This is a genomic window from Granulicella sp. L46 (assembly GCF_009765785.1).
In the GTDB taxonomy this organism is placed as follows: Bacteria; Acidobacteriota; Terriglobia; order Terriglobales; family Acidobacteriaceae; genus Granulicella.
Window position 1 is genome coordinate 207,927 of record NZ_LMUT01000009.1, and the last position, 22,751, is coordinate 230,677.

The window sequence follows — 22,751 nt, forward strand, 5'->3', positions numbered from 1 at the left end:
AAATCATCAGCTATCAGCTCGACAGGAGAACATCATGGACCGTAAAGCATCCGCCCTCTGGAACGGCGACCTCAAGACCGGCAAGGGCACCATCAGCACCCAAAGCAAGACCCTCAACAACGCGCAGTACAGCTTCCATTCCCGCTTCGAAGAAGGCACCGGCACCAACCCCGAAGAGCTCATCGCCGCCGCCCACGCCGGCTGCTTCACCATGGCCTTCGCCAACGAGCTATCCAAGGCCGGTCACACCGCTACCTCCGTCGCAACCGACGCCACCGTCACCCTCGAGATGCTTCCCACCGGCCCCACCGTCACCAAGATCCACCTCGTCAACAAGTCCGAAGTCCCCGGCATCGACAAAGCAAAGTTCGACGAGGTGGCCGCCGGCGCCAAGGCCAACTGCCCCATCTCCCGCCTCCTCGCCGCCGCCGAGATCACCCTCGACGCAACCCTCCTTTAACCAAACCCTTTCGCTGCAACACGGATAAAACACAAAGGCCTGCCACGCAGCAGGCCTTTGCCTTTGCCCCAACCTCCCATCGTTCCGCAGCATCGTACCTTTAGGCGGCAAGCTCGCCCTCAAGGAGATTCACGATGGAACGCAGCGCATCGGCAATTTGGCATGGCGACTTGAAAAAGGGTACCGGCGCCCTCACCACCCAAAGCCACGTCCTCAACGACACCCCGTACAGCTTCCACACCCGCTTCGAAGACGGCGCCGGCTCCAATCCCGAAGAGCTCATCGCCGCCGCCCACGCCGGCTGCTTCACCATGGCCCTCAGCTCTCAACTCACCTCTGCCGAACACCCGCCCAGCACCATCGAAACCACCGCCACCGTCACCATGGAAACCACCGACGACGGCCCCACCATCACCAAAATCCATCTCAGCACCCACGCCACCATCCCCGGCATCGAGAAGAGTACCTTCGACGAGCTGGCCAAGAAAGCCAAAGACGGCTGCCCCGTATCACGCCTCCTCAAATCAGCCGAGATCACCCTCGACGCCACCCTCACCTAAACCATCACCGCACCCACACCACAAAGCCCGCCGCCAGGCGGGCTTTGCTCTTTCTACACTCTATCCCCCATCCCCATCCCCTGCTTTTTTTCCCTCGCAACCTAACCGTTCCAGCATCCGCTTGTCTAACCTCGCGAATGGGAAATCTGGAGCAAGACGCGATCCGGCGCATCCTCGCCGGAGATCGAGACGCCTTTCGCGTGCTCATGGACCGTCATCTCCCCACCGTTCTTCGCATGACCTACCGCGTCACCGGCAACGCCGTCGACGCCGAGGAGGCAGCACAGGAAGCCTTCCTCCTCGCCTACAAGAAATTGCCGAGCTTCCGCGAGCAGGCGGCCTTCGGCACCTGGGTTTATCGCATCGCAATGAATTGCTCTCTCAATCTCGTCGAACGCCGCTCCCGCGATCTCGGCTGGGACGCCGTATCCATCGAGCCTGGTTCATCCACCGAAAACCTAGCCGTCTCTCCCCGCCTCACCCCTGAAGCCGCGCTCCTCAACAACGAAGCCCTCCGCCGTCGCGAGCGAGCCATGCTCACCCTCACTCCCATGGAACGCACCGCTTTCATCCTTCGCCACATGGAAGACCAATCCATTCAGGTCATCGCCGACGCCCTCGGCGTCCACACAAACTCCGCCAAGCAAGCCATCTTCCGCGCTGTCGCTAAACTTCGCCGCGAACTCGCCCCCAAGCCTCCCGCACCCTCCGCCCCGCTCGCCTCCACCGGAGGCACCAAGGACTCCCAATGACTCCCTTCCACCCAGACCTCGAAAACGACGCCGGCCACGCCATCGATCAGGACGACCTCATCGCCTTCCACCTGCACGAGCTCTCGCCCCAGCAGGAGCGCGCCCTCCACCGCGTCCTTCAACGTGACCCAGCGCTCCAATCCGAGTCCATCGCCATCGCCTCCACCCTCCGCGCCTTCCCCAAGCACGAAGCGCCTCTTCCTCTCGACCCCGCCGCGCTCGATCGCCACTGGCAAGCCCTGCGCAACTCCCTTCCCGTCCATGTCGCCACCGCTGGCATTCCCTCGCGCGGACTGTTCCCTCGATGGGCCTTCCCCGCACTCGCGGGATCTGTTCTCGCCACCGCAGCCTTGATCCTCGCGCCGCATCATTCTCCGCGTACAAGCAATCCCACCGTCGCGACCCTAACCCCACCGACCATTCCAGCAGTCACCTCGAATGCCACACCCTCCATAGCCGCTGTACAGATAAATAATGCTGTACCGACCACGCAAGTCATACCGCCGACATCAGTTGCTGGCGGATCATTGCCCAACAACCCAACATCTCAACCCGCCGCGCCGATTCCTTCAAACCCCACTCAGACGCAGTCCGTCATCGCCCCACCCCCGACACAAGCTCCGCCCGCAACAAACCTCATTGCTACAAATCAACAGCCTACCTCCCTCTCCTCCACCACCCCACCCGCTCCCACCTCGCTCAACCGAACGCATCCCACCTCTCGCCCTCATTACGACCGCACCACCGACATCACCCTCGCCGCGTTCGGCAACTTCACTCCCAGCAGATCCTTCACTTCCACCACCGGAACTGGAGACTCCGCGGTCACTGCCTCTTACATGCAGTCAACAACGCCAGCTGTTGGCGCGCTCGCGTCTTTCCACCAGCAATTTCGTCCCTGGCTCGGCTATCGCATCACCGCGGCTCACTCCGAGCCCACGTTTGAATACACCTACCAAACTTCATCCGACGGACAGCCTTCATCCCTGGGAAATGTCGTCTATGAACATGTCTACGAGTTCTCCGGAACATACGTCGTGCAGGGCCCACACCATCGCCGCATCTCCACCTCTGCCGAAGCCGGCGCCGGCGTTCTCGCCTTCCGCCCGCCGAGCTCCAACCTGGACAGCCCTCTTGTCGGCAACGCGGTGCGTGCTACCGCAGTCCTCGGCATCGCTGCCGAATACGCGCTTACCAAGCACCTGGCTCTGACCGCCGCATATCGCCTCCTGCTCTATAAAGCCCCATCCGCCTACTCGACCTTCGGCTCCATCGTCCCCCCCGCTCCCAACAACCTCACCCTCAGCAACGAGCCCGTCATCGGCCTCACCTATCGCTTCCACCCAACCCGCGAAGAGTAGCCACCTCTCGCTCCCCACCAACAACTCCACCTCCGAGATTCCAATGACCCCTCGCGCCCAAAAATCGCTTCGCATCATCGCCCTGACTCTCGCTGCCACCGTCATCTGCGCCCTTGCACTCGCCCAAACCACCGGCCACCCCGCCACTCCCTGCAAAGCCCTCTCCACGCAGCCCACTCCATTGCCCACGCACAAGCCCATTCCTTGCCGCACCCGGCTTCACACCGAAACTTCCATCTCTCTCGGCGCCTTCTCGCAACTCACCATCGACCGCACCGGCGAACTTTATGGCTCTACCGCGCAAGGCACCGCACCCTCCGCCGGGACGCTAGGCACCTTCCGCCAAACGTTCAGCCCCTGGCTCGGCTATTCCGTCAACCTCGGCTACTCCCGCGTCTCTGAGCAATATAAAAGCGATAGCGGCTATTACGGCATCCCGAACGAACTCAATATCAACTCCAACATGTACGAGACCTCCGTCACCTACATCGCACACACCAGCGCAAACAAGCGCATCTCGCTCTTCGGCGACGTCGGCCCCGGTCTCCTTACCTTCCTTCCCATTCCTGGCAATGAGTATTCCGTCGTTGGCTCTCCAGATCAGATGGCCCTGACCGGCCTCTCCGTGCAGGTCCGCCCCACCGGCGTCTTCGGTTCAGGCGTCGATATTCACCTCAGTCGCCACCTCGATCTCCGCACCGAGTACCGCGGCCTGATTTATAACAACCCCGATTTCCGCACCGGCGACTACCTCTCCAAACGACTCACCCTCACCAGCGAACCCACCCTCAGCGTCGTCTACAACTTCACCCACCCCAAGTGATCACCGCCCCACCGACAATAACGCTTTCTCTATCCCCTACACTCTATCCCCTATCCCCTGCTCTAATGCGCGTGCGCGTGATCATGCCCACCCGGTCCATGATGATGATGCGAGTGCCCATCCACCTCCGCAACCTCCGGCGGCGACACGCAACCATCCACCGTCGCACAGTCCGTCACCTCCAGCTGAATCGTCGCATGCTGAATCCCGAAGTGGTCCCTCAGTTGATGGTTGATCCGAGCCAGCAAATCCTCGCACTGCGCCAACTGCATCTCCACCACTTGCACATGGCACGCCATCGCATGGCTCTGCGACGTCAAGCTCCACACATGCAGATCGTGCACATTCACCACCCCCTCAATCGTCTGCACCGCGATCCGAATCTCCGCCAGGTCCACACTCCGCGGCGTCCCCTCCAGCAGAATATGCAGCGTCTCCCGCACAATGCTCCACGAGCTGGCCAGGATCATCGCAGCAATAATCAAACTCAACAGCGGATCAATCCACTGTTGCCCCGTCACTGCAATCACCAGGCCACCCACAATCACCGCCGCAGTTGACACCGTATCGCCCAGCATGTGCAGAAACACACTGCGAATATTCACGTCCCCCGAGAACTTCCACAGCAGCCCTGCGATCAGCCCATTCATCACCACGCCAGCCGCCGCAACGTACATCATCAAGTGCGGTTCCACGGTCACCGGATGGAAAAACCTTCCCACCGCCGCCACCGCAATCCACACCGCCAGCACCATCAAGCTCAGCGCGTTCACAAATCCCGCCAGCACGCCTGCCCGCTGATATCCGAAAGTCCTCTCGTCGGTAGCCGGCCGCGCCTGCAGCCAAACCGCCACGAAGCTCAACCCCAGCGCCAGAAAATCCGACACATTGTGCCCGGCCTCCGACATCAGCGCCAGCGAATGTGCCCGCAGCCCGAAGAAAAACGTAGCCGCAATATAAAGCGCAGTAAGCGCCAGCGACCCCTTCAGGATCGTCTGCATCCGCGTCTTCGACTTGGCTGTTCCAGTCACCTTAATAGTGTAGAACGTCCACCCCCCGCCACCGCTCCGAGCCCACTCCTGCATGCACGGTAAACTGGACCAACCTATGGCGAAGCGCTACTACCGGCCCGAGCTCGACGCCCTGCGCTTCTTTGCGTTTGCCTGCGTCTTTTGCGATCACCTGCCCAGCACGACCCCCTGGGTCGAGCACATTGAGAGCCTCGGCGCGTTCGGAATGTGTATCTTTTTCGTGCTCAGCTCCTACCTTATCGTTACGATTCTTTTGAGCGAAAGAGAGACTACCGGGACCGTAAGGTGGAAAAATTTTGCGGTGCGCCGAATACTGAGGATATGGCCGCTATACTTTTTGGTCCTCTTTGGGAGTTATTGGTTAGGCCACTACTGGCCCTCGAACCACATCAGTGGACACGCGGTTTTTGCCTTCTCCATCCTGCTTGGCAACCTTTATATCCTGCAACATGGGTGGATCGCAGGCGTCGCCAATCCGTTATGGAGCCTCTCTGTTGAAGAGCAGTTCTATGTTGCCGTACCCGCCATCACCCGGTTTGGCGGACGGCGCTCTCTGACAATAATATGTATCGCAACAATTGCTCTTGCCTATCTGGTCTTACTATGGCTGGGTCATCGCGGCACTACCCCAGATCCAACAGTCTGGGTCAACAGCTTTGTCCAATTCCAGTTTTTTGCTGCAGGCGGTTTGATCGCACTGCGGTCTTATGACCGGCGCGTTGCCCTTCCGCTCCTAACCCGATGTGTCATAGCAGCCAGCGGACTGGCGCTTTGGAAGACCGCGGCAGACGTATTCGGTATGTTTAGCCTCACCCCTGTGACGCCGAGACAACTCGTCTGCGGATATCTGATTGCGCTGTTGGGCACGACCTTGATCTTTGTTTCTGTTCTTGACCTCCAGTTGCGAATTCCGCAACCACTGGCCTATCTGGGAAAGATCTCCTACGGTTTGTATCTCTTTCACGACCTGTTTATCAGCCTTATATTCGATACCCCTCCTCTTTGGCCGCGAATGCTTTATCTCCAGCACCACAAACTGATCGGCATCCCGGTTGCTTTCGGCCTGACCGTGGCGACCGCTGCTGTTTCGTACCACTTCTTCGAGCGCCCCATCCTCAAATTCAAAGAGCGCTTCGAAACCATCCGGACCCGCCCTGCCTGACTTTCTGACATCACAACAACTTCCGGGAGACCGTACGCTTTCATCTTCCAGGAACCTGTCACCTTGTGCCCAGGTTCGAGATCAGCTCAAGCGAATGTGCCCGCTCCTGCGGCCCCGACCCGCGCTTAGCCACCCTCACGGTAAACTAAACCGACCTATGGCGAAGCGCTACTACCGGCCCGAGCTGGATGCCCTGCGCTTCTTCGCATTCGCATGCGTCTTCTGCAACCACTTGCCAATATTGGGTCGCTGGTTCCGACCGATAAGGGACTCGGGAGCGTTCGGCTTGTGTATGTTTTTCATGCTCAGCGCCTACCTGATCATCACTATCCTTTTGCGCGAAAAGGAAGTGACAGGGACGGTTAACCTGGCCGCATTTGTCGTGCGGCGTGTCCTGCGGATCTGGCCGCTTTATTTTCTGGTTCTGTTTGCGGGATATCTCCTTGGACTTTATTTTCCGGACAGCGCCCATGTGAGTGGCCGTGCAATGCTGGCTTTCTCTTTTATGTTCGGCAACCTGTACATCCTCAATCACGGATGGCTCGGCCCTATCGGTCCACTGTGGAGCCTTTCCATAGAAGAGCAGTTTTATCTTGCCGTGCCGGCAATCGTGCGCCTCGGAGGCCGGCGCGGCATTATCGTAATAAGCATTGCCACAATATCGTTCGCCTACATCGTCCTGGAGCGACTCGGATTTCACCGCGCGATCAGCCGCACCATCTGGGTGAGTAGCTTTGTACAATTCCAGTTCTTCGCCGCCGGGGGCCTTATGGCCCTATGGCTCTACGGTCGCAAGCTCTTCTTGTCCCTATCGCAGCGTGGCGCATTGGCCATCGTCGGACTCGCGTTTTGGCTCGAAGCCGGCAAGCTCTTCCCATTGCAGACCCTGGGATCTCCAAAGCCCATCCCGCTCGTAGTCGCCTATCTCCTCATACTTCTCGGCACGTTCCTGATCTTGATCTCTGTACTCGAAATCAAACTCTGGATACCTCGGCCACTAATCTACCTCGGCAAAATCTCCTACGGCCTCTATCTCTTTCACGCCTTTTTCCTCTGGCTGATCTTCGATACATCCGATCGCTGGCCGCGCATGCTGTACTTCCAGCATCACAAACTATTCGCCATCCCGCTAGCCTTCGGTCTCACCGTGGCAACCGCAGCCCTCTCCTACCATTTCTTCGAGCGCCCCATCCTCAAGTTCAAAGAACGATTCGAGACCATCCACACCCGCCCCGCCTAGCCCACCCCGCTCAACTTCTCCAGTGCAGCTCCACCGGCCCCTTCAACGGATGCTCCCCCTCGCCCGTCAGCCTCCGCTGCTTCAGCGCGAAGTACCACTTCGCCGGCATGTCCGCATCGTCAATCAACATCAACCCGGGATTCGACCGCAACCCACGCGCCTGCTCCACCATCGTCTGCTGATCCTGCGCCACAAACTTCGCCCCAAAGTAAGTCGCAATCGGCGTGACGAACGGCACGCGATATGCAATATCCCAAGCCGCAATCACATCAATCCGACAAGACGTAGCCGTCACCGGAGTCACCGTAGTCAGCGAAGCAAACCACCGCTCTCTCCCCTTAGCATTCACCGCCCGAATCGTCTCATACCGCCGATTCGGCAGCACAAAATCAATCGTCGTCACCGGCTTCCCCAGCAGCTTGTACGGCGCGCTGTTCGTCGAAGGCGCATGCGCACTCATCCTGAAGCCAGCATTCCGTCCACCATGCTCGCTATCCTCCAGCGGCTCAAACTTCTTCGTCTTCTCATGAATGCTCGCCGCGCTCCGCCACCACCACGCCCGATGCACGAATGGCCCATGCGCCGGATCCATCAGCCCAATAATCCCGTGGTCCACATTGCAAGGCAGCTCCGCCGTCAGGTGCGCGCTCCGATACCGCTTCCCAAACTTCGGTAGCTCCGGAACCGGTGGCAGCCCACTCAAATTCTCCACCCGCCCAGCACCAGCGGCCGGAACATACACCCACGCATACCCATCGCGCTCCACCACCGGAAACGCATTTGCATAAATCTTGGTCGGCACCAAATGATCAAACGACGTCAACGAAGGAATCTCCTCGCACCGTCCGCTACACGGCTCGAACCGCCAGCCATGATACTTGCACTGCACCGTCTCTCCATCAAACCAACCCACCGACAGCGGAATCCCCCGATGCGGACATAAATCCCGCAGAGCAAACAGCGCGCCATCGCTCTTCCGACCCACCAGCATGGGAATCCCCAGCAGCATCGCCACCGCGGTATCGCCGCGCTTCAACCCCTCCGCGCGCAGCGCCGGATACCAGTCCCCAAACACCATCTCCGCCGGCGGCCCGCCACCAGCCAGCTGCACCAGGCTCTGCTCCACCGCAGCCGTCATGGGCTTCATCTTTGCCATCGCAGCCAGTCTACCCGACGAACCTCCTCGACAGCAGCCACGAGCGCACTGCACGGACAGGTACCCCGAGGCTTCAGCCTCAGGTTTCATCGCGCATCAAGCATTTGGGCTTTAGCCCTAAGGTATGCACTCACTCCCCACATGTATGCTCAGCCAACACCGACCCGCATACACTTATCCCAATGCCCGCCGCAACACCACCGCGTCCCGTTCCCCGATCCCGCTCCACGCTGCTCACCATCCTCCTTCTCTGGATAGCCTTCTACGCCTCCTTCACCCTCATGACCCCCGCGCTCCTCGACGACGCCGACAGCGTCCACGCCGAAGTCGCCCGCGAGATGCTCCTCCGCCACGACTACGTCACCCTCTACGCCAACGGCATCCGCTACCTCGAAAAGGCCCCGCTCCTCTACTGGTCCATGGCCGCCTCCATGCGCGTCTCCCAACTCCTCGGCGCCACCTCGCCCCGCGCCCTCACCATAGCCGCGCGCATCCCTCTCTCCCTCACCGTCCTAGCCCTCGCTCTCCTCATCGAAGCCTTCGCCCGCCGCCTCTTCAGCGCGGAGCGACCCGGATCCGGCCCCCAAGCCGGCCTCTACGCCGCCCTCATCGCCCTCTCCAGCTTCGGCATCTTCATCTTCACCCGCATCAACATCCCCGACGCGATGGTCTGCCTCTTCACCACCGCCGCCCTCTACTCCTTCTGGCGCACCGAAGAACTCTCCGGTAAACCACAAGTCCCGTCATCTCGACCGGAGGCCGCAGGCCGCAGTGGAGAGACCCCTGCATTAGTTTTTCGCAGCGGCGACCGCTCCAATCTCCGCCTCTACTGCTACGCCTTCGCCGCAGCCTGCGCCCTCAACGTCCTCACCAAGGGCCTCATCGGCGTCGTCTTCCCCATCGCCATCGTCGTCCTCTACATCCTGATCACCCGCGGCCTAACCCCCAGCCTCGCGCGCCTACGCGAACTCCACCCCCTCACCTCAACCCTCGTCTTCCTCGCCATCGCCGCTCCGTGGCACATCCTCGCCGGCCTCGCCAACCCCACCCAAGGCACGCCCGCAGCCTTCCATTTCCTACAAGGCCACTGGCAAGTCCCCCTCCCCACCGACGGCAACGTCCACGGCTGGTTCTGGTTCTACTTCATGAACGAGCACCTCCTCCGCTACCTCAACCTGCGCGTCCCTCACGACTACGACACCTCGCCCCTCTGGCTCTTCTGGGGCCTCTGTCTCATCTGGCTCATGCCCTGGTCCGCCTTCCTCTTCAAGGCCGTCGCCTGGGCCGCACCCCTCTTCGGCAAATCCTCACAGACCCAAACGTTCCTCACCCAACTCCGCCATCACGATCTCCCCATTCAACGCCGAGGCCTCCTTCTCCTCCTCCTCTGGGCAGGAGTCATCCTCCTCTTCTTCGCCTTCTCCACCCGTCAGGAGTACTATGTCCTCCCCGCCCTCCCCGCCCTCGCCATCCTCACCGCCGGCTGGCTCATACAGCCCATTGGCGTCGTGATATCCCGGACCCCCGGAGAGCCTCGCTCCACACGCTATGAGGTCCTCCAGCAAGCCCTGAAAACTGGGACACCAATTCGCGCCGCCCAACGCTGCACGGTCGTCCTTCTCATCCTCGGCACCCTCTTCGCCGCGACCTCCATCTACATCCTCGTCCAGGCCCACACCCCATCCCCCAACACAGACCTAGCCACCCTCCTCACCGAGCACCCCTCCAACTACGCCCTCAGCATGGGCCACTTCCTCGACCTCGACACCCGCGCCCTCGGCCTCTTCCGACTCCCCCTAATCCTCGCCGCGCTAAGCCTCTTCCTCGGCCCGCTCGCCGCGCTCCTCCTCCGACGCCGCTCCCAACCCCACGCCGCCAACCTCGCCCTAGCCGCCGGAGCCTTCGGCTTCCTGTTCGCCGCGCACCTCGGCCTTCAAACCTTCGCCCCCGTCCTAACCTCCGCCCAACTAGCCGAAGCCATCGCCCCACAAGTCCACCCCCAAGACCTCATCTGCATCCACGGCGAGTACGAAGCCGGCAGCACGTTAGCCTTCTACCTCCAGCGCCCCAACACCTACGCCCCCACCCCCGACGCCACCAATTTCATCCACATCCTCGAAGGCCGCAGCTCCAACCTCTGGTACGGCAGCTTCTTCCCCGACGCCCCCACAATCTTCGAAACCCCACAAACCCTCGCCGCCAAATGGCAAGGCCCCCAACGCATCTTTCTCTGGCAATCCCTCACCGACCCGCCCAACCAACTCCCCGCCCTTCCCGGCCCCGTTTACATTCTCGTAAAATCCGGAGGCAAAGAGATCGTCAGCAACCAGCCCAACCGCTAAGCTGTATCTAAGCCTCCGCTCTTGCCTTTGCTTTTGTTCTCGTCTTTCCCTACCCTCTACCCTCTATCCCCTATCCCCTTCCCCTATGCCCTGCCACACCGACGAACTCCGCCAAATCCCGCTCTTCTCTCTCCTCGACAGCGACGAGCTAACCGTCCTCTCCCAGCAAGTCGAGCTCCGCGACTTCGCCGCCAACCAGCGCATCTACAAAGCTGGAGACCCCAGCGGCCCAGCCTACGTCATGCTCTCCGGCGCAGTCGAAGTCACCCTCATCGACGAGGACGGTCAGGAGCTCATCTTCTCCCAGCCCCGCCACGGCGACTTCTTCGGCTTCGCCTCCATGCTCGAAGGCGTCGCCCACCAAACCACCGCCATCGCCCTCGAACCCTCTTCCTGCATCGAGGTCGATCGCAACGACATCACCGTTCTGCTCCAAACCAAACCCATGGCCGGCCTCGACATGCTCACCGTCATGTCCGGCGAGATCCACGCCGCCCAACGCGTCATCCGCGGCCGCGCCATGCGCAATCCCAACGAGCTCATCGACGAGCAGGAGACCTTCGGCGAGCGCATCGCCGATCACGTCGCCAGCTTCGGCGGCTCCTGGACCTTCATCATCATGTTCCTCACCACGATGACCTGCTACGTCATCCTCAGCGTTATTCTCGTTGCAATGCGCGGCAAGTCCTGGGACCCTTACCCCTTCATCCTGCTCAACCTCTTCCTCTCCATGCTCGCAGCGATTCAAGCGCCGGTCATCATGATGAGCCAGAACCGCCAGGACCACAAAGACCGCGTCCGCAGTGAACTTGACTTCGAAGTAAACCGCCGCGCCGAAGCCGAAATCCAAGCCCTAAGCCGCAAGCTCCACTACCTAACCGACGTAGTAGGCGACATCCACGAACACGTCCACACCCCAACGCCAAACCCGACACCCTCACTTAACGACCACATCGCATAGTCGTTGCTGTTGTATTTGCGTTTGTCGTCGCATGTTTTACGCCGTCATCCTAGAGCGAAGCGAAGGATCCCTGTATCTGCTGTTGCTCTTGCCCTTGCTTTTGCTCTTGCCCTTGCTTTTGCTTTTGCTTTTGCTCTTGCCCTTGCCCTTGCTTTTGCTCTTGCTCTTGCTTTTGCCCTTGCTTTTCTGGCTGTCATTCCGAGCGAAGCGAGGAACCTGCTTCCTGTCCGCAGCGCCTACAATGTCTCATGCCCACCCGCGAATACAGCTTCTACGTCTACATCCTCAGCAGCCGTTCGCGAAATCTATACATCGGCATCACGAACAACCTTCGCGCTCGCATCACCCAACACCGCACTCACCAAGAAGGCACCCACACCGCCAACTACAACATCGAACGCCTAGTCTACTTTGAGTATTTCAAATACGTCCGCAGCGCCATCGCACGCGAGACCGACTTAAAGAAATGGATGAGAGACAAGAAACTAACGCTGATCAACAAAGTAAATCCAGCATGGGCTGATCTAGTCGCGCAGTGGTGAAGACCTCACCCCCGCTTCACCCCCAACAACTTCCGCGCCCGCGCCCTCATCGCCGGCGTCCCACCCTCCAACGCCTCCCGCACAATCGGCAAAACCCGCGCCCTCAACCCCTCATCCCCCTCAGATAAATCCATCAACGCCTGCATCGCCATCGTCCGATTCAACCCACTCCCATCCCTTAGCCGCTCAAACATCAACTCCACCGCCAACCCCTTATCCGAACCCCTCAGCGGAAGCCTCCCGAGCACAATCGACAGATTCCACTGCACCCGCACATCCACCGCGCGCAACGCCTCTTTCAACAGCGCCTTCCGCCACGCATACAGCGCCCTGGCATTCCTCTCCGCAATCTTCTTCAGCGTTCGAGCCGCCCGCTCCACCACCAGCTTATCCCCATCCCGCAGGCCCCGCACCAACTCCCCACAAACCTTCGCACCCTCAACCCCGAACGCCGCCTCCACCATCTCTCGCGACGCAGCCTCCGGTCCCCGCCCCATCCGCGCCTCCCTCTACGCTCTACATTCTACCCTCTACACTCTGCTTCTCCAGCACTCCCCGCCGCAACCGAAACCTCTCTCCGCGCCAAACAATCGTATCCCCCGCATAACTCCAAGCCCAGAAAAACAACCCAAAGCAATCGCGAAGCGGCAACCAAACAATATCGCGCAGCACCTGTCCATCGCGCAGAATCCCCACCCCCACCGTCAGCGCCACACTCACCCGCACCAGCAGCGCCATACTGAACAGCGAGAACGACCACAACGCAAACCCACTCGCCACCATCGCCGCCATCGACCACGGCAGCACAAACGTCACCCCCACCCCCACATACCCCCACCGCCGCGAATCCCGAGTACTCCGAGCCCACCTCAACTGATGCTCACAAAATCCGCGCAGCGAGTACGCCGGCACCGTCGTCTCCACCACCTCACGCACCAACGCAACCTTGTATCCCGCTGCACTCAATCGCGCACCCAACTCATAATCATCGGCAAGCTGATCCACCATCGCTTCAAACCCACCAATCGTCGCCAGCGCCGTCTTCGTAGTAGCCAGCGTCGACCCCAGCCCAAACCGAGTCCCACCCTCCAGCTTCCGAGCCACCAACACCCCCGGCATAAAATCCGTAGAAATCCCCAAAGCCTCCAACCGCGACCACAATCCTCCCTCCGCCCTCCCCCAATACGGCACCGTCACCAACCCCACCTCACGCTCCGCATCGTCTTTGCCTTTGCTTTTCTTGCTGTCATTCCCTTCGGGAATCTGCTTCTCCCGCGTCCCACCAAACCCCGCCATCACCCGCGTCAAATAGTTCGCCGACACGCGAATGTCACTGTCATTAACAATCACATGCTCAAACCGCGCCTCCGGCAGCATCTGCACCAGGTTCGACATCTTCCCACTAGCACCCAGACGTTCCTTACACTCCACCAACCGAATACTCACGCCCGGATACTCCACCCTCAGCCGCGCCACCTCGCGCACCGCAGCATCCTCCAGCGAGCTCACCCCAAACAAAAGCTCAAACTCCCCCGCATACTCCTGCACGCAATGGCTCACGAACCCCGCATACATCCGCGCGTCCACACCCTTCACCGGCTTCAGAATCGAAACCCCCGGCGTGCCCTCCCCACTCGCGCGACCACCCCGCGTAGCCCGCTCAAAGTCCCGAGCACTCCAAAGCGCAATCAGCCCATACGCCACCCCACAAAGCGTAAGCAGCGCAACCGCGCCCTGCACAACCACCACAATCCAATCCATCTATTCAGTGTAGTGGGAGGACAGGAGATAGGGGATAGAGTGCAGAGGATAGAGAAAGCGGCCCTCTCACCGCAGTCTTCTAGCTGTCACCTTCGCTCGCAGAGTAGCCAAAGAAGCGTTCAATATCTTCAATTCTTCCAAAGCAAGCGATTCAGCCTCAATGAGACCGCGCCTATCACCGAACCCAAGCATAGACGCCAGCTCCAGTTGGGTTTGAACCTCAAGTGTAGAGCCCCTGGCAATTCCTAAAAACTGGATGAACTCACCGGTCGTTAGTCTGCCTTTACCTTCAGCAATATTGCTCGGAATTGAAACTGCAGCACGCCGCAGCTGATTTGTAAGTCCAAACCGCTCGTCCATTGGAAAGCTTTTCGTAACCTTGTAAATCAAGGCCGCCAGCTGCATTCCCTTTTGCCAAGCCACCGAGTTTCGATAAGAAGAATTTATGTCAGCCGCAACCATCTCAACGGGCCTCGCTCTCTCTACGCTCTACACTCTACCCTCTACACTCTGCCTTACTCGTACCGTAATGCCTCAATCGGATTCAAATTCGCCGCCTTCCACGCCGGATAGATTCCGAACACCAATCCAATCCCGCATGAGCACAGAAACGCCGCCAGCACCCACAGCAAACTTACCTGGCACGAAATCCAAAACTTCAGCAGCATCGCAACCACCGACCCCGCCAGAATCCCAATCACCCCGCCCACGGCGCACAGCACAATCGCCTCCAGCGTAAACTGCAGCAGAATCGTCTGCTTGGTCGCGCCAATCGCCTTGCGCACGCCAATCTCCCGCGTTCGTTCCGTCACGCTCACCAGCATGATGTTCATCACGCCCACGCCGCCCACCATCAATCCCACCGCGCTCAATCCAAACATCAGCAGAAACAGGCTGCCCGTGATCTGGTTCCAAAGCTTCGTAATCGAATCCGAGCTGAAGATCGCGAAATTATCCGCCTGCTCATTGCGCACCTTGCGCCGCCTTCTTAGCAGCTCGCGAATCTCATCCGTCACCAACGCCTTATTCTTCTGGTCATCGAACTTCGCGCTGATCCAGTAATCCAAAATCTCCGGATGCAGCTTTCGAAACGTCGGAATCGTGAAATACGCGTAGCTATCCGCCGGATTCTTGCCGCCGCCAAACGCAGTCTTCTGCTTCTCAAAGACGCCAATCACCGTGAACGTCCGTCCCGCAATTACGACTTCCTTACCAATAGGATCAATGTTCCCAAACAGTGTCTGCGTCACATCATGACCCAGCACCGTTACGTCCGCCGCACGATCAAAATCCGTCTGCGTGAAAAAACGTCCAGCGCTAAGCACAATGTCATACACCGCAACATTCGACGGCGTATCCCCTTCCAGCGAAACATTGTCCGCCTTCCGCTGCCCAAACTTCGCCGTCACCGAGCCTTCGTTGAATTGATAATTTGTATATTGCAGCGAAGCCGACGCAGCCACCACGTGCGGCAGTTTTCCAATCTCCAGCATGTCGTCAAACGTCAACTGCTTGCGCGCCAGCATCTCCGCCGTCGGCCGCACCCCAATCACTGGAAACCGGAACATCCACAACACATTCGTCCCGAACTGCGCCACCATGTTCGAGACCGAGGAGTTCAACCCCGTGATCACCGACGAGATCGTAATCACCGTCATCACGCCAATCACGATGCCCAGGATCGTCAACCCCGAGCGCATCTTATTCGCGCGCAGCGTATCCAGCGCCATCTTTACCGATTCGCGTTGATCGCTCGCTCGCATCCTAGAATTCGCTCCTCAAGGCCACGATCGGATCCAGATCCGCAGCCTTTCGCGCCGGATATACACCAAAGAATACTCCCACCGACAGCGCTACCACCAGTCCCGCAGCGACACTCCATAACGCAATCGCCGCCGGAAATCCCGCAATGATCGCAACCCCCTTCGCCACAATCACTCCACCCACCACACCAATCGCCCCGCCAATCAGCGACAGCGTTCCCGACTCCATCAAAAACTGGATCAACAAATCCTGCCGCTTCGCCCCCAGCGCCTTCCGCACCCCAATCTCCCGCGTCCGCTCCGTCACACTCACCAGCATGATATTCATAATCACCACGCCGCCCACCACCAGCGAAATCGCCGCAATCGCAATCGCCACGCCGCCAATGCTATTGATGATCTGCGACAACAATCCCGCCAGCGTATCGCTCGTCTCAAGCGTAAAGCTGTCCTCCTCACCTGGCCGGTCATGCCGCATATCCCGCATGATCACCCGCGCCTGGTCGCTCGCAGCCACCATGCCCTCGGCCCCGCTCGGCGCCTTCATATAAATCGTCACCGACTTCATCGTTCCGTAGGTCTTCTGATACGACGTCAACGGCACGCCCACCCAGTTGTCCTGGCTCTGCCCCAGCGTCTTGCCCTGCTTCTCGCCCAGCCCGATGACCGTGTACGGCACCCCGTCCACGCGAATCTCTTTGCCGATCGGATCTTCGCCCTTCAGCAGGTTCTCCTCAATGTCCGCGCCGATCAACGCCACCGGAGCTGCATGGTCTTCGTCCGCCTGCGTAAACCCACGCCCCTCCACAATGTTCAGGTTCTGCATGTCCGGCATCAACGCCGAGTACCCTCGAATCTGGGTGTCCGTACTCGACTGCGCCTTGTACACAATCCCGCCCGTCGAGCTCTGGAACGCCCCCACCTCCGCACACGCCGTGCACTCCTTCTGCACCGCGCGGTACTCATCCATCGAGATCACCTTGCGCTTCTGATACTTCAGATATTCCTTATAGCTGGTCGTGAATGCCGGCTGTTGCGAGACCGTAAAAACATCTGCGCCCTGGTTATTGATCTTCGTCGCCACATACACATTCGCGCCGTTGATCAGCGTCACCACCGCGATCACGCTCGCCACGGCGATCACCACGCCAAGCAGCGTCAGAATGCTGCGCAGCTTGTTCGCCCACAGCGACTGCAACGCTATCCGGAATGCTTCCTTCTTTTCCATCAGAGACTTCCGATCTCCACCAACAACTCATCGCGTAATTTGCCTTAAGTCTATCCTGTGCGACCGCACTTCAACGAAGAACCTCATTATCCGGCGCGCTGTCGCCAGCTGCCACGGCCAGCGGCCGAACATCTTTGACCAGGTAATACAAAAATCGCCCCGGCTCCTCCTGCATCGCCATATGCGCGGAGTTATCGAACCAGACAAACTCCTTCTGCGGAGCTTCAATCTTCTTGAACCACTCCACCGCCAGCTCATGCGACGTCGCATAATCATGCCGCCCATCAAACAGAAACACCGGGCACTTGAACGTCGTCACCGAATCAAAGTTCATCGCCATCAACTGCCCCAGCAGATGCGTCACCGAGTAAAGACTTCCATCATCCAGGCTGTCCAGATCCTTCTCCGTATAGTCCGGCGATAGCTCCCACGCATTGGCATCGTATGAAAAATCCGACCGCCCATACGTCAGTCCGCCGTAGTGCATCAGCCACTTCCGCTGCGCGCCAATCTTTTCGAACGTCATGCTGCCCGCATCTCCGGGATACGGCGCAATCGCCAGCAACTCCTTCTCGGCATCGCTGTTGTGGTGCTCCCTTGCCTGCGCCAGCGCAAAATCATATCCAATCTTTTCGCTCTTCTGCATGTTCACCATCTGCCCGACACCCAAATACGCGTAGAGCCACTCCGGATGCCGCTGCGCCACCTCAACGCCCAGCACACTCCCCCACGAATGCCCCAGCAGAAAAATCTTCTTCTTCCCATAAGTCGTCTGCAGATATCGAATCACCTCGTCCGCATCGCTCGTCATCTGTTCCACGGTCATCGTCCCCGCCAACGCCTTAGGATCATTCGACGCATAAGTCTTCCCCGCCCCCCGCTGGTCCCATTCGAACACCGTAAAGTAGTCCTCCCAAGGGCTCTGAAACGTATAGGCCGCAGGCATCGTAGGCGACCCAGGCCCGCCATGCAGCACCAGCAGAATCGGGTTCCGCCTGTCCCTCCCCCGTATCGACAGCCACTGCTTCGTGCCATTAACCGGAATCGTCAAAAGCTCCTCAACCCCATTCGGCGAAACAATCTTCCGCGATGCGCCAAGGATCCCCGTAACTTCCTTCCGCGACATCATCCCCGCCTGCGCTGGAGCCTGCTGCGCTGGAGCCCGCTGCGCTGGAGCCCGCTGCGCTGGAACCGGTTGCGTCGAAGCCGTCTGGCTAGCCTGCGCCCGCGCGAATCCCCCACCGGATCCCGCTGAAGCCACCAGCAGTAACGCACCGCAAGTCCAACCCATCTGCCTCACGCCATCTCTCCTTGCCCGGAAGCCCGCTTCACACCGCCATCCATCCGCAATCGCAGGCACAACTCTTCCATGGCTCCTGAACTCCTCTACGCAAGAGCCCCTCCTCCAGTTCCTCGAATCGTATTAACCCCGCACCGGAGCCCCCTGCAGCGCCCTTACCTCGGCCGCAAACGCCGCCGTCGGCTGCATCGCCGCATCGAACGGCAGCGGCCGCTCCTTCTCCCCATCCGTGCGCGAATCCTCCCCATTCAGCCACGTGTACTTATCCGTAATCCCCCACGTCAACACCGCAATCACCGCCGAATCCTGCAGCACCGTCCCCAGGTAGCTCCCATACATCTGCGCCACCGCCGCATCCCTCGCCCCAATCTCCGCCGCCACGTACCGGTCATTCACATCCATCTCCGTCACGAGCACCTTCAACCCCATCTTCCGCACTTCAGCGATCATCGCCATCAACCCCGCGCCATACACCGGCACGCGCCCATCCTTACCTACCGCCGAAATGTGCGACTGCACCCCCAGCGCATCCAGCGGAATCTTCTGCCGCTGCATCTCCCGCAGCAACCCCATCACCGCCGCGCGCTTCTTAGCCGACCCCTCATCCTCACCCTCAATCCCATAGTCGTTGTAGACCAGCATCGCCTTCGGATCCACCCGCCGCGCCGTACGGAACGCCACCGCAATATACTCAGGCACCGTCCCCGACCCGTCCAGCACCTTCTGCCACGGTGAATCCCGAAACCCGCCCGGCAGCCCATCGCTCACCTGGATCGCCTCATTCACCACGTCCCAGCTATGAATCTTCCCCGCATACCGTCCGCCCACTTTCTCGATATGTTCCACCAGCACCTGCTTCGCATTCTCCTTCGTCACATAGCCGTCAAACCACTTCGGCAGCTGCCGATGCCAAACAAAGTTATGCCCCCGCAGCTTCATCCCATTCGCCTCCGCGAACGCCGCAAGAAAATCCGCATCCTCGAAGAAATACGTAGTCGGCGAAGGCCGCAGCGGCCCAAATTTGAACTCACTCTCCGCCACCACAATCCCCACCTGCTCTTCGAGCAGCTTCTTATACGCCGCATCGCCGCGCAGCGCACGCACACTCACCGCACACCCCGCCAGGATCCCGCGCCCCGCTCCGGCCGCTCGAATCGAAACCCCAGCCGCGGTCTGCGCCACCCCGCGCAACCCCACAGCCGCAACCGCCCCCAGCGCCGCACCCCGCCCCACAAATTCCCGACGCGAAATCTTCATCCGCAAATCCTTTCACCCCCCACCCACAACCTGCAACCCGCCCTCTCTACGCCCTACACTCTACCCTCTACACCCTGCCTAACTGCTACACTTAACCCTGTGCAGGCGGCTGGATGATCGCTGCCTTCCGCGCCGAACGTTGTGCGTCGGGAGGGGGAGGAAAGTCCGAACTCCGCAGGGCAGTGTGCCGGATAACGTCCGGGACGGTGAGCGCAAGCTCGCTGGACGGCCAGTGCAACAGAAAACAAACCGCCTCAGATTGTTGAGCTTCGAGCGCAAGCGAGAAGCCCATGCAAGCGATCTGCGGTAAGGGTGAAACGGCGGGGTAAGAGCCCACCGCGCGGCTGGTAACAGTCGCGGCATGGTAAACCCCACACGGAGCAAGACCAAATAGGCAGGGAGTTTCGTCGCAACCACTTTTGCGGCGAGCGCGCGACGGCCCGTCACGCCCAGGATAGTGGAGCTTTCACCGAAACCTGCGGGTAGGTTGCTTGAGCCATGCCGCAAGGCATGGCCTAGAGGAATGATCGTCTAAAACAAAATTCGGCTTACGGGCCGCCTGCACAAAACTTCAGAGTGTAGACAGTAGAGGATAGAGCGTAGAGAAAATAGTTTTGCTCTCTACGCTCTACACTCTACCCTCTATCCCCTGTCTTCCCCGCCTTCTGCGGAAACACAATCAGCAACAGAATCATCACCGCGGCAATCACACCCGACGCCACAAACCGGCTCAGGTTCAACCCCTGTTGCGCATGCGGCTTCGTCAAAAAGTCGCCCATATTCGCCCCTAGCGGACGAGTCAAAATAAACGCCGCCCAGAAAAGCAGCGTCCGGCTGATCTTCGTAAAGAAGTACAGTCCCGCCACGACGGCGATCAGACCGAAGAACAAATAAATTCCACCCGCAAACCCTGTTCCCTCGCTCGTCCAATCGCCCAAAGCAGTTCCCAGCGTGTTTGAAAACAAGATCGTCACCCAATAAAAAATCTCCGCCTTGGTCGACACAATGTTGTCCACCGAAACCGTGCCAACCGACCACTTCCACACCAGCAGCGCCCCAATCACACACGCAAACAAAATCGACGCGCCCCCCGGATACCCGATCCCCAGCGACCGGTCCGCAAAGTCCGCCATCGTTGTTCCCGCCAGCGTCGTCCCCACAATCACCGCCCAATATAGCCAGGAGTGAAACCGCTTTGCCTTGATCTGGAAACCCACCAGCACAAAGAACGGCACCAGCAGAATCACCGTGCTCAACGCATACCCCAAATTCAGCGACATCGACAGCGCATCGCCGCCCGTCTCTCCCAGCGTCGTCGCCAGGATCTTCACAATCCAAAACAGCAGCGTCACCTCGGGCACCTTGCTCAGTGCCTCGCCGCCCCAACCCTTATCCTCCACGCGCACCGTCTCCCCATCCTCAGCACGCAGCCATCCACCACCCCAACCCATCGTCCCCGCAACCATCTCACGCATGCGCACTCTCCATGGGCTTCCAACGCCCACATCCTGTATCTCACACCCCATGCCTCCTGCGCGAAAATTCTTCCTCTCAACTTCGTCATCTCGACCGGAGTCGCGCGTCTCTTGCGCGGCGCAGCGCCAGGACCCCTGTATGTAATTGGAGCCGCTACCTCACCACTATGCCCTAAGCAACAATCGCCAACTGCTGCGGCGCAAGCAGTATCCCTCCCGCCACCCGATTTCTCCCCCCATGCTTCGCCTTATACAGCGCATGGTCGGCCGCCTGCAGCAGTCCCTCCGGCATCTGCATCGTCCCTCCCACCCGCGCCAGCGCCGTCGCGGCCCCGATACTCACGGTCACCCATCCTCCACCTTCCGGATTCCCGTCATGCGGTACCCGCAGCCCTTCAATCACCGACCGCACCTTCTCCGCCGTCTCCCACGCGCCGGCCACATCCACCTGCGGAAGAATCATCGCGATCTCTTCCCCGCCATATCGCGCGACAATGTCCGTCGCTCGCACCGCACCCGCCGCCGCCTGCGCCACCGCCCGAAGACAATCGTCCCCAACCTGGTGTCCATATTGATCGTTGAACGGCTTGAAGTGATCAATGTCCAGCAAAAGTAACGAGACCTGCGTTCCATACCGGAGCGTCAATTTCCACTCCCTTTCCAGCGCCTCATCAAACGCCCGCCGATTCGCCACCCCCGTCAACCCATCCGTCATCGCCAGCATGGACAGCTTCTCCTCCAGCAACTTCCGCTCCGTAACATCCCGCATCACCAGCACAAACTCCAGCGCCTCTCCGGTGACATCATCACGAATGACGCGTGCGTTCACCTCCGTCCACACCAGGGTGTTATCGCGTCGGCGCATCCGGATCGTCGCGCCCTCTTCAATAACCCCCGGCGCAAGCGATCGCTGTACGGCGGCAATCACCTTCGGCATATCTTCCGGGAAAACATGCGCGTCGACGATCTTGCCCTCGAGCTCCCCTCGTTCACACCCAAGCAGCGTGGCGCACGATGGAGAAACATAATGAAGCACGCGGTCGATCCCCGCCCGGCAGATCACATCCGTACTGTTCTCCGCCAAAAATTGAAAATCAGTTCCGTTCATCGGCATCGCGATCCCTCAAGGTGGCATGGATAGCCCACCCTCTCCTCTTCGGCATACCGCTGAGAAACCTTGAGCGCGGATCTCGCGTCCCTTCCTGTGTGTCCCGTTTCGCGGCACAATCGTAAGCAGCACAGTCACCCCCTCAAGCCTTCCGCATGTCAAAACATCCCCGAACCCTCGCCCTCGCCGCTCCCCTGCTCCTCCACTGTGCCCTTCACGCGCAGCGCACCGCTTCTCCCCCACCACAAGCCCAGCTCTCGTCGTCCGCGCAGGACTTTACGATCCTCACGCATCGCATGGACGTCGACGTCGATGGCGCACCCAACGCCTACGGCCCACCCAACGTCCCCACCCTCGACAACCTCCGCGACGCCCACTACCGCCGTCGCCGCCACGGCGAAATCGTCGGCTACCTCACCGAAGACGACCACCCCACCGTCCCCATCCTGCAAGGCCCCCACGACCCCTA

At 59.9% G+C, this 22,751-nt stretch carries 21 protein-coding genes, 1 other RNA gene and 1 pseudogene; 12 read left to right on the top strand and 11 right to left on the bottom strand.

What is annotated here, in order from left to right:
* The first annotated feature begins 34 nt into the window (after positions 1-34).
* From GSQ80_RS07630 to GSQ80_RS07650, 5 genes are all read left to right on the top strand, one after another.
* Positions 35-460, top strand: a complete 426-nt coding sequence (locus GSQ80_RS07630) for an OsmC family protein (RefSeq protein WP_158787049.1) — start codon at positions 35-37, stop codon at positions 458-460.
* Positions 461-594: 134 nt separating this feature from the next.
* On the top strand, positions 595-1,020 hold the full coding sequence (locus GSQ80_RS07635) for an OsmC family protein (RefSeq protein WP_158787050.1): 426 nt from the start codon (positions 595-597) through the stop codon (positions 1,018-1,020).
* 137 nt (positions 1,021-1,157) lie between these two features.
* Complete coding sequence (locus GSQ80_RS07640) at positions 1,158-1,772, top strand: RNA polymerase sigma factor (RefSeq protein WP_158787051.1); 615 nt, start codon at positions 1,158-1,160, stop codon at positions 1,770-1,772.
* The gene (locus tag GSQ80_RS07645; RefSeq protein ID WP_158787052.1) at positions 1,769-3,133 is read left to right on the top strand and encodes an anti-sigma factor; all 1,365 of its coding nucleotides are present in this window, start codon (positions 1,769-1,771) and stop codon (positions 3,131-3,133) included. Before GSQ80_RS07640 ends, GSQ80_RS07645 begins: the two co-directional genes overlap by 4 nt.
* Positions 3,134-3,176: 43 nt before the next feature.
* On the top strand, positions 3,177-3,956 hold the full coding sequence (locus GSQ80_RS07650; protein ID WP_158787053.1) for a hypothetical protein: 780 nt from the start codon (positions 3,177-3,179) through the stop codon (positions 3,954-3,956).
* A gap of 62 nt (positions 3,957-4,018) precedes the next feature.
* On the opposite strand, the gene GSQ80_RS07655 is transcribed toward GSQ80_RS07650, so the two are convergent.
* Positions 4,019-4,957 (bottom strand): cation diffusion facilitator family transporter, encoded by a 939-nt coding sequence (locus tag GSQ80_RS07655; protein WP_158787054.1) that lies wholly within the window; start codon positions 4,955-4,957, stop codon positions 4,019-4,021.
* Positions 4,958-5,063: 106 nt separating this feature from the next.
* Here GSQ80_RS07655 and GSQ80_RS07660 point away from each other — a divergent pair, with 106 nt between their 5' ends.
* Both GSQ80_RS07660 and GSQ80_RS07665 read left to right on the top strand, forming a co-directional pair.
* A complete protein-coding gene (locus tag GSQ80_RS07660; RefSeq protein ID WP_158787055.1) occupies positions 5,064-6,149 on the top strand; it encodes an acyltransferase in 1,086 nt (361 codons plus the stop codon).
* A gap of 157 nt (positions 6,150-6,306) precedes the next feature.
* Positions 6,307-7,389, top strand: a complete 1,083-nt coding sequence (locus tag GSQ80_RS07665) for an acyltransferase (protein WP_158787056.1) — start codon at positions 6,307-6,309, stop codon at positions 7,387-7,389.
* A gap of 10 nt (positions 7,390-7,399) precedes the next feature.
* Here the strand turns inward: GSQ80_RS07665 and GSQ80_RS07670 are convergent, their stop codons facing one another.
* Positions 7,400-8,536 carry a Rieske 2Fe-2S domain-containing protein gene (locus GSQ80_RS07670; RefSeq protein WP_371315698.1) on the bottom strand — a complete coding sequence of 379 codons (1,137 nt, stop codon included), beginning with the start codon at positions 8,534-8,536 and terminating at the stop codon, positions 7,400-7,402.
* A 191-nt stretch (positions 8,537-8,727) separates the two neighbouring features.
* On the opposite strand from GSQ80_RS07670, the gene GSQ80_RS07675 reads away from it, so the two are divergent.
* The 3 genes from GSQ80_RS07675 to GSQ80_RS07685 all read left to right on the top strand — a co-directional run bounded on the left by GSQ80_RS07675 (position 8,728) and on the right by GSQ80_RS07685 (position 12,390).
* On the top strand, positions 8,728-10,887 hold the full coding sequence (locus tag GSQ80_RS07675; RefSeq protein WP_158787058.1) for a glycosyltransferase family 39 protein: 2,160 nt from the start codon (positions 8,728-8,730) through the stop codon (positions 10,885-10,887).
* Positions 10,888-10,972: 85 nt separating this feature from the next.
* Entirely contained in the window at positions 10,973-11,848 is an 876-nt protein-coding gene (locus GSQ80_RS07680; protein WP_158787059.1) for a DUF1003 domain-containing protein, read from the top strand.
* Positions 11,849-12,096: 248 nt separating this feature from the next.
* On the top strand, positions 12,097-12,390 hold the full coding sequence (locus tag GSQ80_RS07685; protein WP_158787060.1) for a GIY-YIG nuclease family protein: 294 nt from the start codon (positions 12,097-12,099) through the stop codon (positions 12,388-12,390).
* A 5-nt stretch (positions 12,391-12,395) separates the two neighbouring features.
* On the opposite strand, the gene GSQ80_RS07690 is transcribed toward GSQ80_RS07685, so the two are convergent.
* The 7 genes from GSQ80_RS07690 to GSQ80_RS07720 form a co-directional block, all read right to left on the bottom strand.
* Positions 12,396-12,887 (bottom strand): hypothetical protein, encoded by a 492-nt coding sequence (locus tag GSQ80_RS07690; RefSeq protein ID WP_158787061.1) that lies wholly within the window; start codon positions 12,885-12,887, stop codon positions 12,396-12,398.
* Between the two features lie 19 nt (positions 12,888-12,906).
* Positions 12,907-14,151, bottom strand: coding sequence for a glycosyltransferase (locus GSQ80_RS07695; protein WP_158787062.1), 1,245 nt, complete (start codon positions 14,149-14,151; stop codon positions 12,907-12,909).
* Between the two features lie 66 nt (positions 14,152-14,217).
* On the bottom strand, positions 14,218-14,613 hold the full coding sequence (locus GSQ80_RS07700; RefSeq protein ID WP_158787063.1) for a four helix bundle protein: 396 nt from the start codon (positions 14,611-14,613) through the stop codon (positions 14,218-14,220).
* Positions 14,614-14,666: 53 nt separating this feature from the next.
* Complete coding sequence (locus GSQ80_RS07705; RefSeq protein WP_158787064.1) at positions 14,667-15,914, bottom strand: ABC transporter permease; 1,248 nt, start codon at positions 15,912-15,914, stop codon at positions 14,667-14,669.
* Between the two features lies 1 nt (position 15,915).
* Entirely contained in the window at positions 15,916-17,142 is a 1,227-nt protein-coding gene (locus tag GSQ80_RS07710; RefSeq protein WP_158787065.1) for an ABC transporter permease, read from the bottom strand.
* Between the two features lie 70 nt (positions 17,143-17,212).
* Complete coding sequence (locus GSQ80_RS07715; RefSeq protein ID WP_158787356.1) at positions 17,213-18,433, bottom strand: alpha/beta fold hydrolase; 1,221 nt, start codon at positions 18,431-18,433, stop codon at positions 17,213-17,215.
* Positions 18,434-18,565: 132 nt separating this feature from the next.
* Positions 18,566-19,699, bottom strand: coding sequence for an endo-1,4-beta-xylanase (locus GSQ80_RS07720; protein ID WP_158787066.1), 1,134 nt, complete (start codon positions 19,697-19,699; stop codon positions 18,566-18,568).
* Positions 19,700-19,800: 101 nt separating this feature from the next.
* On the opposite strand from GSQ80_RS07720, the gene rnpB reads away from it, so the two are divergent.
* Positions 19,801-20,266, top strand: an RNA gene (gene rnpB, locus GSQ80_RS07725) — RNase P RNA component class A.
* Between the two features lie 68 nt (positions 20,267-20,334).
* On the opposite strand, the gene GSQ80_RS07730 is transcribed toward rnpB, so the two are convergent.
* Both GSQ80_RS07730 and GSQ80_RS07735 read right to left on the bottom strand, forming a co-directional pair.
* The gene (locus GSQ80_RS07730; RefSeq protein ID WP_216850187.1) at positions 20,335-21,174 is read right to left on the bottom strand and encodes a hypothetical protein; all 840 of its coding nucleotides are present in this window, start codon (positions 21,172-21,174) and stop codon (positions 20,335-20,337) included.
* 172 nt (positions 21,175-21,346) lie between these two features.
* Positions 21,347-22,288 (bottom strand): sensor domain-containing diguanylate cyclase, encoded by a 942-nt coding sequence (locus GSQ80_RS07735; RefSeq protein WP_158787067.1) that lies wholly within the window; start codon positions 22,286-22,288, stop codon positions 21,347-21,349.
* Between the two features lie 149 nt (positions 22,289-22,437).
* On the opposite strand from GSQ80_RS07735, the pseudogene GSQ80_RS07740 reads away from it, so the two are divergent.
* Positions 22,438-22,751: pseudogene (locus GSQ80_RS07740) on the top strand (hypothetical protein); the annotation flags it as partial.

Coding starts and splice junctions, on each gene's coding strand:
- GSQ80_RS07630 (WP_158787049.1), top strand. CDS start 35: ATGGACCGTAAAGCATCCGCCCTCTGGAACGGCGACCTCAAGACCGGC.
- GSQ80_RS07635 (WP_158787050.1), top strand. CDS start 595: ATGGAACGCAGCGCATCGGCAATTTGGCATGGCGACTTGAAAAAGGGT.
- GSQ80_RS07640 (WP_158787051.1), top strand. CDS start 1,158: ATGGGAAATCTGGAGCAAGACGCGATCCGGCGCATCCTCGCCGGAGAT.
- GSQ80_RS07645 (WP_158787052.1), top strand. CDS start 1,769: ATGACTCCCTTCCACCCAGACCTCGAAAACGACGCCGGCCACGCCATC.
- GSQ80_RS07650 (WP_158787053.1), top strand. CDS start 3,177: ATGACCCCTCGCGCCCAAAAATCGCTTCGCATCATCGCCCTGACTCTC.
- GSQ80_RS07655 (WP_158787054.1), bottom strand. CDS start 4,957: ATGCAGACGATCCTGAAGGGGTCGCTGGCGCTTACTGCGCTTTATATT.
- GSQ80_RS07660 (WP_158787055.1), top strand. CDS start 5,064: ATGGCGAAGCGCTACTACCGGCCCGAGCTCGACGCCCTGCGCTTCTTT.
- GSQ80_RS07665 (WP_158787056.1), top strand. CDS start 6,307: ATGGCGAAGCGCTACTACCGGCCCGAGCTGGATGCCCTGCGCTTCTTC.
- GSQ80_RS07670 (WP_371315698.1), bottom strand. CDS start 8,536: ATGAAGCCCATGACGGCTGCGGTGGAGCAGAGCCTGGTGCAGCTGGCT.
- GSQ80_RS07675 (WP_158787058.1), top strand. CDS start 8,728: ATGCCCGCCGCAACACCACCGCGTCCCGTTCCCCGATCCCGCTCCACG.
- GSQ80_RS07680 (WP_158787059.1), top strand. CDS start 10,973: ATGCCCTGCCACACCGACGAACTCCGCCAAATCCCGCTCTTCTCTCTC.
- GSQ80_RS07685 (WP_158787060.1), top strand. CDS start 12,097: ATGCCCACCCGCGAATACAGCTTCTACGTCTACATCCTCAGCAGCCGT.
- GSQ80_RS07690 (WP_158787061.1), bottom strand. CDS start 12,887: ATGGGGCGGGGACCGGAGGCTGCGTCGCGAGAGATGGTGGAGGCGGCG.
- GSQ80_RS07695 (WP_158787062.1), bottom strand. CDS start 14,151: ATGGATTGGATTGTGGTGGTTGTGCAGGGCGCGGTTGCGCTGCTTACG.
- GSQ80_RS07700 (WP_158787063.1), bottom strand. CDS start 14,613: ATGGTTGCGGCTGACATAAATTCTTCTTATCGAAACTCGGTGGCTTGG.
- GSQ80_RS07705 (WP_158787064.1), bottom strand. CDS start 15,914: ATGCGAGCGAGCGATCAACGCGAATCGGTAAAGATGGCGCTGGATACG.
- GSQ80_RS07710 (WP_158787065.1), bottom strand. CDS start 17,142: ATGGAAAAGAAGGAAGCATTCCGGATAGCGTTGCAGTCGCTGTGGGCG.
- GSQ80_RS07715 (WP_158787356.1), bottom strand. CDS start 18,433: ATGGGTTGGACTTGCGGTGCGTTACTGCTGGTGGCTTCAGCGGGATCC.
- GSQ80_RS07720 (WP_158787066.1), bottom strand. CDS start 19,699: ATGAAGATTTCGCGTCGGGAATTTGTGGGGCGGGGTGCGGCGCTGGGG.
- GSQ80_RS07730 (WP_216850187.1), bottom strand. CDS start 21,174: ATGCGTGAGATGGTTGCGGGGACGATGGGTTGGGGTGGTGGATGGCTG.
- GSQ80_RS07735 (WP_158787067.1), bottom strand. CDS start 22,288: ATGCCGATGAACGGAACTGATTTTCAATTTTTGGCGGAGAACAGTACG.